We start from the raw sequence: 14,444 nt of genomic DNA, 5'->3' as shown, positions 1-14,444 counted from the left end.
CATAGTGTGATGCATAGCACCATTTCAGTACATTGTAGCGTCATAAAGCTATAGAGTAGCACAATCCATCAGTAACACTGAGGGCTTTAAAACGGCAGTTAATATGATAATGGCTTATTAGCAATTACTCACATTTATCCAAACTCTCATATTTGATTATTCTGCTCTCATGGTTTTGCACGGCGCAAAGACCAATATACTGCGTTAAAAATCGATTGTTATTATCAATTATGTTTTACATCGATAGGCATTTAAGCTATTGTTAATAAATAATTAAATAAGCACAGTTTATGTTTTCAATAAATATAGACTGTGATATAATTATGCCCTTTTTGGTATACCTGCGAAAGAGAGAATTCACATGGTTGTTATTCGTTTAGCACGGGGCGGTGCCAAGAAACGCCCATTTTATCAAGTAGTTGTTGCTGATCAACGCCGCGCGCGTGACGGTCGCTATATTGAAAACATCGGCTTTTTTAACCCACTCGCTAAAGAGTCTGAAGAAGCAGTACGTCTAAATATGGAAGCGTACAATGCGTGGATCGCAAAAGGTGCACAACCTTCAGATCGCGTTGCTTCACTAGCAAAAGCTTATAACAAGTCTGTTGCGCAAACTGAAGCCTCTGCTTAAGTTTTCGTTGCTGTTACTGAGATGCTGATAGCAAGATTGTGAGCATGACTCAGTAGACTTTAGAACACATAGCGTAACTGGTCTAACCAGGGTACGCCATTAACTGTTTATAGCTTTTGAATCGATTGTTTTTACAATTGTTGTTTTAATCATCGTTAGGTTAGCCGTTATGTCCTCTGTTCCAAACGCTAGTACCCTTATGAAAATTGGTCAGCTTAAGAAGCCTTATGGTATCAAAGGCTGGCTTTGGGTGTTTAGCGAGACGGATGATCGTACGGCAATATTCGATATGCAGCCGTGGTGGATGAAAACTGCCACTGGCATGAAACCTTTGACTGTTAAAGCTTGGCGTGAGCAAGGAACAGGAATTGTGGCTCAGTTTGAGCAGGTTCCTGATCGTAACGTTGCTGAGACCATGAATGGTGTTACCATTTGGGTCGAACAAAACGTCTTGCCTGAAACAGCAGAAGATGAATATTATTGGTCGGATTTGGTCAGCTTGCGCGTTATTAACGAGCAAGATGAGTATTTGGGCACGATTACTGAAATGTTTGAAACTGGCGCCCATGATATTATGCGGGTTACGGCAAATTCAGACAGTTTGGACAGTGAAGAGCGCCTGATTCCATGGCATAAGCAAACTGTGATGCAGGTCGATATGACTGAGAAAACGGTTCTTGTAGCATGGCCAAGTGATTATTGATGTGACGTTTGGCTTTATCCCTAAACGTTGTAAATATTCATACCGGTTCATTTAGCCGTTGTTAGCCACTGTGCAAGTAGACATCAGATGTATTTTGCAGTCATAAGTATTTTTCCTGAGATGTTTGCCACCATTCGTGATTTTGGTATCACGGGGCGGGCAGTCACTCAAGGGCAGATTACGATTGAGTGTATCAATCCTCGTGATTATACTACTGATAACTATCGCCGTATTGATGAGCGCCCGTATGGTGGCGGTCCCGGTATGGTAATGATGGCTGAGCCATTATCAAAAGCTATCGAAGATGCACGTGTGCGGGCTAGTCAACATGGTTGCCGTGTCGATAGTACGCATTGTCCGGTGATTTATATGTCACCACAAGGACAGACGCTTAGCGAAAGTAGTGTGGTCAGTATGGCTAAGTACGAAGGCATGATTTTATTATGCGGTCGTTACGAAGGCATCGATGAGCGCTTACTGTCGCAGTATGTCGATATGGAAATATCAATTGGTGATTACGTGTTGACTGGTGGTGAGCTGCCAGCAATGGTATTAATGGATAGTGTGATACGTCGTCTGCCCGATATCATGGGCGACGATAAGTCAGCTGAGCAAGACTCCTTCGTAGATGGATTGCTTGACTGCCCACATTATACTAAGCCACATGAGTTTGCGGGTATGGAAGTACCGGAAGTATTACTTTCGGGTCACCATGCCAATATCGCTAAGTGGCGCTTTAGCCAGCAAGTTAGTCGTACGCAAACGCGTCGTCCAGACTTGTGGCAAGCGTTTACACCAACGGTAGAGCAAGCAAAGTGGCTAAAAGCATTGTCCAAAGCAGATAAAAAGTAACTTTTATAATGGTAGATTTTGTAAAAGTTACCTTATAAAACATTTTTTTGATAAACAGTTAAGCATTAGAATATTGAGCAATAATAAAACAGGTCATAGCATAATGGCCGTTGGTCACAACCCATTTACGTTTCATCTCACTATAATGAGATGCGATTAATTATTACAAACAGGTGATATGCGTTAAGCCTCTATTATCTAATGTGAGGAGATAACTCTCATGAGCAACAAGCATCCATTGGTACAGGTCATCGAAAACGCTCAATTGCTTGAGCGCCCAAGCTTTGCACCCGGCGATACCGTTGTGGTTCAAGTAAAAGTACGTGAAGGTGATCGTGAGCGTCTACAGGCTTTTGAAGGCATTGTAATCGCTAAGCGTAACCGCGGTGTAAACTCAGCGTTTACCGTACGTAAAATCTCAAGCGGCGTTGGTGTTGAGCGTGCATTCCAGTTGCATTCACCAATCATTGACAGCATTGAAGTGAAACGCCGCGGTGCTGTTCGCCGTGCGAAACTGTACTACTTACGTGAGCGCTCTGGTAAATCAGCCCGTATCCGCGAAAAGCTTCCTGCTCGTTCAGTTGCTCAGAAAAAAACTGACGCTGGCGTACCTGATGCAGTTGAAACTGCACCTGGTATTTAAGCAAAAGCTTACCATTTTTAGTTGATTGTAGAATTGTACGGTCAACCGAAAATGAGGTCAAAGTAGATACAAGCCCTTATTCATAGGTTTATTTATAAATAAGCGGGCCATACCAAAAAAAGACAAAACCCCAATCTATGCGAATGCTGGATTGGGGTTTTTGTATGTGCGGGTTTAACTTTTTATAAATCTATCAGTGGCACTATCTAAGCTTTCATTATCAATGTTTTAATTGCCGAAGTTAGTCATCTAAGTTTTCTATACGGCTGCTTTGGTCTTTTGAGTTACTGTACTTACGCAGTCGAATATAGAGTGTCTTAGTGACAGTGGCAATCACCTTTTGTTGATCGTCGACGATCTCGGCTTGATATTCACGAAATACAGCGTCGCCATCTTTTGCCAGCTCCTGAATCGTTGTCAGCTCAGAGCTGGGTATCTTCATACGAGTAGTGACTTTACTGTTGCCAGGCGCGATGAACTCGATATGTGAGTTTTTATCCCAGACCACGTAACTATTGCCCAGCTGGTGCATGAGCATCAGCATGTAAAACGGATCAACCATTGAGTACAAGCTGCCACCGAACTGAGTACCGACGATATTTTTATTCAGACTGCTCAGTCCCATGCTCACCACACACAAGCCTTGATCAAGGTCAATATGATCAATTTTGATACCAGCGCCAACATAGGGCGCATAGGTATTAATGCGCAGTTTTAGTAAATGCGGTGTCAGCAATGGCATGATGTTTTTCTTGGCTTTGCGTTTTAATGTCTCAAAGTTAATGGGTAGTAAACTCATACATGAATCCTATTGTCTTGCTTCTTAATCTTTCTTGTTTGCCAATTGAAAACGTTTATTGATTATTAGAGAGCAAATGAGAAGAAAAACATTCATCATAATTAAAAATCGTAAAGCTCGCTAGTCTTAAAGTGGCTAAAAGCCTCAATAGAATAAAAATACACTCAAAAAAGTTTGATTTATTATAGAGTTATCAACAGATATACGCTCTGATTAAGAGTGTCAACTGTACTCATATTAAATAAGTAATATCTCATATTTCGATATTACTTATTTAAAATACAGGATAATTACATTCTTAAAATCAAAAACCAAAGCTTTAAGTTATTAGCCATAGGGGTACGTATAGAACTTTTAACAGCATCTTGCCATTGCTGTAGGCTCGCATTTCAAACTTGGTTGGCATACAATAGCCCACAATTTTGACAGACGCTTTATCCTATGTAATGACAGATGAAGGGTTTGTCAACCAAAGCTTCAATCGACATAAGGACATGTGATGAGTCATACTCAGATACCTTCCCCAAGGTCTAATCAACAACCATCAAACCCCTCTGATCAGGATAGCGAACTGTTGGGCAGCTATCCTGATTTGCATAAATCGAGCAAAAGCTTTGACAGCCGTGACGCTTATTTGAATCACGAACTACAAATCATGCAACCAAAACGCTGGCGTGCTAACTTACCGTTTCGTGATTATCGCTTTGAATACGAAGACACCATTCCAGCCATGGCAGCAACCATCGGTAAAGTAGTCATGGTGGGTGCCATTGCCGCAACGTTTGCAGGGCCACTTGGTTTAAGTGATGCGTTTATCTTAGAAAATGTACGTTATGAGCTACTCATTGTAGCGTTCTTCGTTATTTTGTTCTCAGGCTTCCTGCTACCTACCGCCAACCTTGCCGGCACTCATGGGCCGCTTATTCCCCTCATTCCTATCGTCGTGGCTGCTGGTGGCCACCCAATGGCTTTTGGCTTACTCATTGGTGCCTTCGGATTGTTACTGGCAATCAGTAAAGGAGGCAGTTTACTGGCAAACCTGACCAGTAAAGGCGTTTGTGGTGGTTTGCTGCTTTATTTGGGCTTTATTGGTACAATCTCGCAGGTCAAAAACCTTTTTGCGTGGGCTGAAGGTATTGGCATGGCACATATTGCCTTTGTAGTGATTCTTCTTACGATTATACTTTATGCATTGCTAGAAAATTTCCAAAAGCGTTGGCTGGCTGTTCCGCTCAGTTGCCTGTTAGGTGGTGGCGTTGCTTTTGCCATGGGAGCGCCATTTGCGTTCGAAACTGCGCCTGGCTTACCAAATATGAACCCAATGTATTGGTGGGGTGAAGACACAGGTTGGATGTTGGGATTACCGACAGTCGAAAGCTTTATCGTGGTACTGCCATTTGCAGTGCTGGCTGTTGCCATGTGGTCACCAGATTTTTTAGGTCATCAGGTCTTCCAAAAAATCAGCTATCCAAAGTGTACAGAACGTGTACTTATGGATATCGATGACACGATGACAAGCGCTTCAATTCGTCAGGTGGCAGGCTCCATACTTGGGGGCGCAAACTTCGCGTCATCGTGGGGCACGTATATTGTGCCTGCGGCGATTGCTAAGCGTCCTATTCCAGCGGGTGCAGTGTTAACTGGTTTGTTTTGTATTATTGCTGGGATCTGGGGTTATCCTATGGATTTGGCCATTTGGGAACCAGTAATGTGTGTGGCACTCATCGTTGGGGTTTTTATTCCACTGCTTGAGGCAGGGATGGAAATGACACGCGAAGGTAAAACGACACAATCTGCTGCAATTGTCGTATTTGCTTCAGCATTGGTCAATCCAGCTTTTGGATGGTCGATTACTTTGGTGCTGGATAATCTAGGATTGATCGGCTCTAAAGAGCGCAGTGCCAGTTTATCAAAAATGAGTCGCTGGATTATCCCGGTTATTACCTTCGTGGTCTTAACTGGGGTCATGGCGATTGTGGGTATGCTGCCTGGTATTCCAGCATTGCTACCAAATTTTCGTCATTAATAGTGTTTAGGTTATACTCATAAAATTTGTACCAAAAAAGCCAGCTTCTTGCTGGTTTTTTATTGACGGTCGTTAAAGGGTTTGCTGGCTTGCAAAATGAGGGTCATCGCCCCATAAATATCGATATTACTTACGTTTTTAAGAGCACAAGATTCTATGGTTACTGTCCCAGAGTCGATTCCTGTCGATGATAAAAAAGCTCGTCTTAAGCATCTCATCAAACGTTTGCCGAATCTGCCAGGGGTTTACAAAATGCTGGGCAAAAACGGCGATACCCTATATGTCGGTAAAGCCAAATCGCTAAAAAGTCGCGTAAACAGTTACTTTGCTAAGACCATCGATCATCCAAAAACGCGAGCGTTGGTGGCTCGTATTCACAATATTGAGACGATCATCACGCGTAGTGAGACGGAGGCGTTACTACTTGAGCAAAACCTGATCAAAGAGTATCGTCCTCCCTATAATGTTTTATTGCGTGATGATAAGTCTTACCTCTATGTGTTTATTTCAGCGGACAAACCTTATCCTCGATTGGCGTATGGTCGCGGTAAAGGCAATCATCAAAAAGGCCGGTTTTTTGGGCCTTTTCCTTCGGCTCACGCTGCCAAAGAAACGCTGGTGCTGATGCAAAAAATGTTTCAGATGCGCCAATGCACCAATACTTTTTTTAAACAACGCAAGCGTCCTTGTCTTGAATATCAGATTAAGCGCTGCCGTGCGCCTTGTGTGGGCTTAGTGTCACCCGAGGAATATGCAGAGGATGTCAATAACACCATTCGTTTTTTGAAGGGCGATTCTAGTGATATCCATAGTACGTTGATCGAAAAAATGGAAGGGGCAGCCGAAGCTCTAGATTTTGAAAAGGCGGTATTTTACCGTGATCAATTGTCTATGCTGCGCGAAGTACAAGCACGGCAAGCCGTCTATACCGTACAAGGTGAGGCCGATGTGATTGCTATCTCGAGCCAAGCAGGCATGACGTGTGTCAATGTATTGACCGTGCGCGGCGGGCGTGTGTTGGGGGGCAAGAATTACTTCCCAGACGTCGATAGCAGCGAGCCGTTAGCGGATAATTTATCTGCCTTTATTACCTCGTTTTACTTTCAGGTGACTGACGATCTGCCAGCAGAAATCATTTTGAGTCATGAGCTGCCGGATCAAAGCGCGGTTAGTGAAGCACTGGCAACGCATTTTGGTAATAAAGTCGTGATGAAAACCAATGTGCGTGAGCATCGTTCAGAGTGGTTAGATTTGGCAAAATTAAATACAAATAACGCGTTAAAAACCAAGCTGGGCGATTATTTAGAGTTGCATGCACGTTTTGGTGCACTAAAAGATGTCTTGACCGACGTCACTGATCGCACTATTGATCGGATTGAATGCTTTGATATTTCTCATACGATGGGCGAGGCGACCATTGGTAGCTGCGTGGTCTTTGATCAAGGTGGCTCGCGTCGTCGTGATTATCGCCAATACGCCATTCATGACATTCAGGGCGGCGATGATTATGCCGCGATGAAGCAAGTACTGACGCGTCGTTATAAAAAGCAGCCACTGCCGGACTTGTTACTGATTGATGGCGGTAAAGGTCAGCTTGGGATTGCAAAAGAAGTACTGGTCGAATTGGGCATCCTTGGTGATACCTTGCTCATCAGTGTGGCAAAAGGCGAGGGACGTAAAGCGGGTCTTGAAGTATTACACTTTATCGATCATGAACCGCTTGATTTGCCAATGGATAGTAAGGCATTGCATTTGTTGATGCACATTCGCGATGAGGCACATCGTTTTGCGATTACGGCCCATCGTAAGAAGCGTGATAAGCGTCGTTCATCGTCCGTGCTAGAAGTCATACCAGGATTGGGAGAGAAGCGCCGTCGTGACTTGCTTAATCATTTTGGCGGTATGCAACAGTTGCTTGGCGCCTCACAGCAAGAGTTGGCAGGCGTGCAAGGCATCGGACCAGTACTTGCCAAAACGGTATATAAAGTGCTGCATGAATAGGTCAGATGATTACAATATAAAAGGGTCTATCATAAGCGACGTTGTTGCTTATGATAGACCCTTTTTTTAGCAAGTACGCTGCTATAGTCCATCTATCTTAAGAAGAGTACGGTTCTACTGGTATCAATTTTACTCACTGGCTGCTCGCAAGCGTGACAGATGCTTCGCAAAATTTATTCCAGTAGAACATAATGACCGTATGTATCACTCTTATTTTTGATTGACTGTGTTATTCAGCAGCTTTTTTTTGATAAGTCACAAATCTAAAGTCTAAATAACTTTTGTCATCGTGCATCTGTTCAGACTCTGAGGCGACAATAAAATTGTCCGATAGTTCTGGAAAAAATGCATCGCCGTCTGTAATTTCAGTATCGATATGCGTCAGCTCAATACGATCGGTATACATCATTGCCTCATTGAATACACGCTCACCGCCGATTATCCAAATGGTATCAAGATGGGCACCATGAGCGAGGCTTGCCGCTTGCGTTAACGCATCGTCTAAATTGTGTACCACGTGAGCGTTATTTTTATCGATCAGCCCTTTTTGCTCAGCGTAGTCCATTTGAGTGCTGATGATAAAGCTGACGCGCTTTGGCAAAGGCTTGCTGCCCATTGACTCAAACGTCTTGCGACCCATAATGACGATACCTTGTATATCACCATCATTTTGTTTGGTGGTCATTTTTTTAAAATGCTGCAAATCTGCTGAGATATGCCATGGTAGCTCATTGTTTTTACCGATACAGCGATTGCTACTAATTGCAGCGATTTGGGCAACTTCAGTGTGGGCATAACTCATAACATATCCTTATTTTTCTTATTAAAATTACAGTCATTAAAACTATAGTAAAAAGCACTATTTATACAGCAACTTTCGCTTTGATCGCAGGATGTGACTCATAGCCATTAACGCTGATATCTTCATAAGTGAACGCAAAAATATCATCGACATCTGGGTTGAGCGTCAAAGTTGGCAGCTCATAAAGCGAGCGTGTTAGCTGTAGCTCGACCTGCTCGCGGTGGTTTTGATAAATATGGCAATCGCCACCTGTCCAGATAAACTCACCAACTTCTAGTCCACAAACTTGCGCGACCATATGCGTCAATAGCGCGTAGCTTGCGATATTAAATGGCACGCCTAAAAACAAATCGGCTGAACGCTGATACAGCTGGCAGGACAGCTTATTGTCCGCGACAAAGAATTGAAACAGGGTATGACACGGCGGTAAGGCGACTTGCTCGGCTTCACCCGGATTCCAACCAGACACAATCAAACGGCGTGAATTGGGGTTGGTTTTTATTTGCTCAATGACTTGCGTAATTTGATCAACGCCGTCGCTATTATAGCTGCCATCATCACCTTTACTGGCACCGTAGTTACGCCATTGATGACCATAGACGGGACCTAAGTCGCCCTCAGGACGGTTGAAACGTGCCGTCTGCTCAGCTGTTGCCCATTCGTTCCAAATACGTACGCCATTTTTTTGTAAATAGTCGACATGGGTACTGCCGCTTAAAAACCACAATAGCTCATAAACGATGGATTTGAAGTGGACTTTTTTTGTGGTTAATAGGGGAAACCCTGATGCTAAGTCAAAACGCAGTTGTGCGCCAAAATGGCTTAGCGTGCCAGTGCCAGTACGGTCACCTTTTTCGGCACCTTCGCTCATAACTTGCTGGAGCAGACTTAAGTAGGCCTGCTCGTTTTTATTGCTAAGGGGTTGATTCATGGTATTACTATTCATAAAAATGCTCTTATACGCTATCAAAGCGTATGATTGTTACAGTGCTTAGAGTGTGGCTCAGTAAAGATAGGCTTAATAAGCCGACTGCTTGCCCCAATCATAAATGCCGCGTTTGTACGCGTAAACCAATAGGGCAAATCCAATAATAATCATGGGTGCGCTCAACATCTGGCCTTTGGTCATCCAACCTAACAATATAAATCCTTGATCGGCATCGGGCTGACGGAAAAACTCAATGATAAAGCGACTGATACCATAGCCTAATAAGAACACAGCAGTTACCGCCATACGTGGACGCGGCTTTGATGAATACCACCACAGAAAAAGAAACAACAATAAGCCTTCAGCAAATGCTTCATACAACTGTGAGGGGTGACGAGGCAACAAATACTGTCCATTGACTTCAAGCATCAAGGATTGTAGCTCAGGATTGGACTGTAATAGTTGGGCATCAGAGGCGGCGGCTTGCGGAAAATACGTCAGCCAGTTATAGCCACCGTCTGAGACGCGTCCCCATAATTCACCATTGATATAATTACCAATACGGCCAAACAGTAAGCCCGTTGGTACACAAGGCACAATGAAGTCAAGCACTTGAAAAGGCGTTTTTTTATACTTACGGGCAAAATATAACATGCCCAGTAAGACACCAATCATACCGCCGTGAAAAGACATACCGCCTTCCCACACCTTGAATAGGTACGCAGGGTTTTGCAGCAGCTCGCCGAATTGATAAAACAACACATAACCGACACGGCCACCTAAAATGACACCAAGCGCACCAAAAAAGACTAGGTCTGAGACCATATCCGTCGTCCAGCTGTCGCGTTTGGTGCTGCGATACCAAGCCAGACCGTAAGCGGCAGCAAATGCCAGCAGATACATCAGGCCATACCAATGGACTTCCACAGGCCCAAGTGCCAATGCTACAGGATCATACTGAGGGTGAATCATCATAAGGGCATCATAATATCGATAATAAGATGTCGCTCATAATAGCAAATTTCATGCGCTGGGCATACATAATTGCTCCAACCCAGTCACTGGACGTTAGTGGTTTAGAGTAACGGCCTTACGCTTATCTTTAGATTGGTGGACAGGAGTTATGATAAATCAAGTAGGGCAGATATCAGCGCTAGGAGCCGTCATAGAAGAAAGTTTTGGGATGACAGGGGTGGTATTGATGATTGATAAGAGTACACTATAGTTTTGAGATAAATCCCAAGATGGATAACTCATCTACAAACATATCCATCACCAACAATCATTAAAAAAGCGATAGCAATACGTTTAGGATACGTATGGTTTTGCGCACTTATCTTTTATCAGGCTTGTACTGATACCATAAAAAATTTCATTTCTAAGGAAAGATGTATGAACGCATACCCAACCCATTGGTCTGTCATGACTGATCATACACGCGAATTACCGCCGCTCACCCAAATAACGCGGTTTGTTGTTCTGCCGCTTATACTTGGTGGCAGTACTGTGCTGGGATTATCTAGCGCTCAAGCAGCAACCAGCAGTATTGAGCAAGTGACAGTTTACCAAGGGCTGGCAAGCGTCACACGGGCATTGCCCATCACTGGTAATGGTGAGCAAACCGTTATATTTTCGTGCCTATCGCCTTATATTGATAAGGACAGCTTGAGCGTACAGGCAGTGGGTAACGTCAACGTTGGTGAAATCAGTATTGAAGAGTTAACAGGAGAGCAAGCAGTCCAGTGCCAATATCAAGGTGATGCCACGGTACAGACGCAGCAAACGACATTAGCCAGTATCAAGGCTGAATTAGAAGCAGCGCGCTTAGCAAAAGCCTATTTACAGAATTTGACCACAGTCACGCAGATCAATACGGATGGGACTATCGCCAATAATGCGCGCGATATAGAGACGCAAGCGACAAGCCTCAACCAAAGAATTTTTGAGATTCAGCAGCGGCAGGCACGCGCACAAGACGCACTGAATCAGCTTATGGCAGGCAGCGCAACGTCAAATGCTAACAATGTGACACAGGTGAGTGTACGCACAGCCAGTCGCTCACCAAGTAGCATCAAATTACATTATCAAGTGCGCGGTGCGGGCTGGCAACCCACGTACCAAGCGCGCCTAAACACAAATAGTGACCAGTTAAATGTGACTGCCTCTGCGATCATCGCTCAGCAGACGGGTGAGAATTGGACAAACGTACCTGTGACACTCAGTACCGCTAACCCTAACCAAAATCCTACAGGTCAACTGCCTTATGTGCCGCGCCTGTCGCTATATGAAGAAAATCAAAATGTTCAGTATGTACCGCCTATGTTTGATAACACGCCTGTTGTGTTGGTATCTGGAGGAGAGAGTTATAGCGATGCTGCACTAGAACCGACTATGTTACCGCTACCGAGTTTTACAGTCAGTAGTCAAAACAAGAACGGTATCATTGGGTATCGATTACCGCAGTTGGTGACTATTCCTAGTGGTGGTAGAAGAGTTCGCACTGTCATTGGAGAGCAATCTGGCAGCAGTAAGCTGTGGGTTCGAAGTACACCCAGCGTTGAGACAGCTGCCTATTGGTATGCGTCAGCACCATTTCTGACTCCAGATTGGGTAGACGGCTCATTACAGCTGTACCGTGATGGCAACTATGTTGGGCAGTCGTATTATAGCTATCAGATGCTAAAAGAGCAGGGAATCGGTTTTGGTCGTGATTCAAACATGATGGTGAAAGAGTTGAGCAATGAAGACAAGCAAGGTGAGAAAGGCGTGCTGAGTAGGCAGCAAACCTTAACGACTACTAAAGCTTATCAATTTACAAATCAGCATAACCGCAGTGTGCGCTTACAGGTATTAGGTAGTGAGCCTATCAGCCGTGACGACAGTCTGAAAGTTTCAGTCAATCATACGCCGCCTGTCACTGAACGTAATTGGAATGACAATCAAGGTATGGTAGCGTGGGAATTTGATTTACCGAGTAAGCAGTCACAAGTGATTCGCTCGACCTCTCAACTCAGCTATCCTGCCAACAAAGTATTGATCGGTAATTAATAAATAATGACGGTTTAGCTAACCCCATTTTTAACAATGGTTCTTATCTTTGCTAAAAAGCACTTGCCCAACAAAATATTATAAAAGGAACGCTATGTGTATCGTCGCCATTGCTTGGCAATTATTTGATGAGCTACCTTTGGTATTATTGTCCAATCGTGATGAGTTTTTACAGCGTCCGACAGCGCCATTACATCAGTGGTCTGATCAGCCTATTTATGCAGGGCGTGACCGTCAAAGCGGTGGGACTTGGTTGGGAATTCATCAAGAACAGCAGCAAAACTTTCAACAACAAAACGGGCGCTGGGCGGCCGTATTGAACTTTCGAGATGGTGTACAGGCTAGCAGTGATGAGCGCTCACGAGGGGCATTGGTCACTGAGTTTTTAACAGGTACGTTAAGCCCAATGGACTTTGCGCGCAACATTAATCTGCAAGAATACGCAGGTTTCAACCTCATTATCGGTGACACAAAGCAAGCCGTTATTGTTAACAATCGCGGCCATGCTCCTATGCCTTTGTACGCAGGATTACATGTCATATCGAACGGTCAGCCAGAGGATAGCTGGTTTAAAACCGAGCGCTTACGTGGCAGACTACGGCAAGAAGTACTACCTTTGATCGCTGAAGATAGCTCGCCTGAGTACTGGCAACAGGCGGCTTTTGACGTGTTATCCGATAATATTCAAGCACCGTTTGATCAGTTACCTAAGACTGGGATGGCGGTTGAGACGGAACATGTCCTGTCTTCGGTTTATATCGAGCCTATCGCCTTTGGCAATGTGACAGAGAATGTACCCACTTATGGGACACGTACTCAAAGCATTTTGACCTTGACCAAAGATACCGATAAAGACTCAAATATCAGAGCGAATATCATTAGCCGAGAGTGTCATCAGCAATCCAGCTAATCACAGAAAATAAAAAAATGTCCACGATAATCGCCAAAGATTCTAGCGACTATCGTGGACATCTATTATTACATCAAAACTAATTACTTGATTGAGCGAACACTAATTACACCAACAAATGATTGTCTTGTTCTGGAATAATCAGCTCTTGTTCGAGGGGGAGTTCACGCACCAGCTCTTGCAAAGCTCGGCGGTATACCCCGCGTTTAAAGTGAATCACTTGTCCGAGTGGATACCAGTAGCTGACCCATTGCCAATGGTCAAACTCTGGTTTGCCCTCATCAAAGCGGATGTGTTGGGTATTCGGCTCATCTAAGCGTAGCAAAAACCATTTTTGTTTTTGCCCAATACATAGGGGGTGCTGTCCGTGACGCACATAACGTTTTGGCAAACGATAACGCAACCAATCTTGCGTCACTGCCAACAAGTCTACATGACACGGATGTAGGCCGACCTCTTCCCAGAGTTCGCGATACATCGCATCCAGCGGCGTCTCCCCGCGGTCGATACCGCCTTGCGGGAACTGCCAAGCGTTGTGACCAATACGTTTTGCCCACAGAACTTGCCCTTGTGTATTTGCCAAGATGATGCCGACATTGGCGCGAAAGCCGTCTGCATCTATCATGACCAAACCTTTTTAATTTGTTTAAAATATAGCCTACTTTGACAAGACATCGTGACAGCAATCATAATTATTATAAGGTGATTATTATCGATATCAGGTAAAAATAAGATTCATTAGCGTTATTAAACCAAGAAACAAGCAAAATGTGTAACAGTATTTTGCTATAAAATGTTTCACGAGTTTAACTTTTTAAAATCAGGTAGTTATAATTAAACTTTTGTGTGTTTATTAAAAATTAAGATGTTGGAGATAGGTGAGAGTTAGAAAGTAGGTTCTATATATAAGGTCTAAATCATTTACCAAGAACGATTCGAAAAGCATGTGCAATTGAAAAACGAAAAGATAAATTAATAGGGGTTATCCATATATTAGTAGTGTGAGACGACAATCTAAGACAATGGCTTTATAAAACCTTGCTTTGGCTTATGTTACACTAGCGCTAACCTTCAATTAGACAAATCATTGCCTTAATAATA

13 protein-coding genes are annotated in these 14,444 nt (G+C 43.8%); 8 read left to right on the top strand and 5 right to left on the bottom strand.

What is annotated here, in order from left to right; genetic code table 11:
* Nucleotides 1–361 precede the first annotated feature (361 nt).
* The 4 genes from rpsP (at nt 362) to rplS (ending at nt 2,829) form a co-directional block, all read left to right on the top strand.
* Complete coding sequence (gene rpsP, locus ACT3TH_RS12570) at nt 362–631, top strand: 30S ribosomal protein S16 (RefSeq protein ID WP_444756171.1); 270 nt, start codon at nt 362–364, stop codon at nt 629–631.
* 169 nt (nt 632–800) lie between these two features.
* A complete protein-coding gene (rimM, locus tag ACT3TH_RS12565; RefSeq protein ID WP_444756170.1) occupies nt 801–1,334 on the top strand; it encodes a ribosome maturation factor RimM in 534 nt (177 codons plus the stop codon).
* 87 nt (nt 1,335–1,421) lie between these two features.
* Nucleotides 1,422–2,186, top strand: coding sequence for a tRNA (guanosine(37)-N1)-methyltransferase TrmD (trmD, locus tag ACT3TH_RS12560; RefSeq protein WP_444756169.1), 765 nt, complete (start codon nt 1,422–1,424; stop codon nt 2,184–2,186).
* 220 nt (nt 2,187–2,406) lie between these two features.
* Nucleotides 2,407–2,829: a 50S ribosomal protein L19 gene (gene rplS / locus ACT3TH_RS12555; protein WP_444756168.1), complete on the top strand. Its 423-nt coding sequence runs from the start codon at nt 2,407–2,409 to the stop codon at nt 2,827–2,829.
* A 241-nt stretch (nt 2,830–3,070) separates the two neighbouring features.
* Here rplS and ACT3TH_RS12550 read toward each other — a convergent pair whose 3' ends face one another.
* The gene (locus ACT3TH_RS12550; protein WP_444756167.1) at nt 3,071–3,628 is read right to left on the bottom strand and encodes a DUF4442 domain-containing protein; all 558 of its coding nucleotides are present in this window, start codon (nt 3,626–3,628) and stop codon (nt 3,071–3,073) included.
* 499 nt (nt 3,629–4,127) lie between these two features.
* On the opposite strand from ACT3TH_RS12550, the gene ACT3TH_RS12545 reads away from it, so the two are divergent.
* Entirely contained in the window at nt 4,128–5,654 is a 1,527-nt protein-coding gene (locus ACT3TH_RS12545) for a DUF3360 family protein (protein WP_444756166.1), read from the top strand.
* Between the two features lie 156 nt (nt 5,655–5,810).
* Nucleotides 5,811–7,655: an excinuclease ABC subunit UvrC gene (gene uvrC / locus ACT3TH_RS12540; protein ID WP_444756165.1), complete on the top strand. Its 1,845-nt coding sequence runs from the start codon at nt 5,811–5,813 to the stop codon at nt 7,653–7,655.
* A gap of 229 nt (nt 7,656–7,884) precedes the next feature.
* On the opposite strand, the gene ACT3TH_RS12535 is transcribed toward uvrC, so the two are convergent.
* The 3 genes from ACT3TH_RS12535 to lgt form a co-directional block, all read right to left on the bottom strand.
* Nucleotides 7,885–8,457 (bottom strand): dihydrofolate reductase, encoded by a 573-nt coding sequence (locus ACT3TH_RS12535; protein ID WP_444756164.1) that lies wholly within the window; start codon nt 8,455–8,457, stop codon nt 7,885–7,887.
* A 61-nt stretch (nt 8,458–8,518) separates the two neighbouring features.
* Entirely contained in the window at nt 8,519–9,388 is an 870-nt protein-coding gene (locus tag ACT3TH_RS12530) for a thymidylate synthase (protein ID WP_444756203.1), read from the bottom strand.
* Between the two features lie 87 nt (nt 9,389–9,475).
* Nucleotides 9,476–10,360, bottom strand: coding sequence for a prolipoprotein diacylglyceryl transferase (gene lgt / locus ACT3TH_RS12525; RefSeq protein WP_444756163.1), 885 nt, complete (start codon nt 10,358–10,360; stop codon nt 9,476–9,478).
* A gap of 417 nt (nt 10,361–10,777) precedes the next feature.
* Between lgt and ACT3TH_RS12520 the strand changes: the two genes are divergently transcribed.
* Nucleotides 10,778–12,433, top strand: a complete 1,656-nt coding sequence (locus tag ACT3TH_RS12520; protein ID WP_444756162.1) for a DUF4139 domain-containing protein — start codon at nt 10,778–10,780, stop codon at nt 12,431–12,433.
* 94 nt (nt 12,434–12,527) lie between these two features.
* Nucleotides 12,528–13,343 carry an NRDE family protein gene (locus ACT3TH_RS12515; protein WP_444756161.1) on the top strand — a complete coding sequence of 272 codons (816 nt, stop codon included), beginning with the start codon at nt 12,528–12,530 and terminating at the stop codon, nt 13,341–13,343.
* Nucleotides 13,344–13,449: 106 nt separating this feature from the next.
* Here ACT3TH_RS12515 and ACT3TH_RS12510 read toward each other — a convergent pair whose 3' ends face one another.
* A complete protein-coding gene (locus ACT3TH_RS12510) occupies nt 13,450–13,968 on the bottom strand; it encodes an RNA pyrophosphohydrolase (RefSeq protein WP_444756160.1) in 519 nt (172 codons plus the stop codon).
* Nucleotides 13,969–14,444 lie beyond the last annotated feature (476 nt).

Origin of the sequence: Psychrobacter sp. AOP22-C1-C5 (assembly GCF_052378885.1) — a bacterium.
Taxonomy (GTDB): domain Bacteria; phylum Pseudomonadota; class Gammaproteobacteria; order Pseudomonadales; family Moraxellaceae; genus Psychrobacter.
Note: the sequence above shows the minus strand (reverse complement) of the source record. Positions and strands in the feature narration are given on the sequence as shown.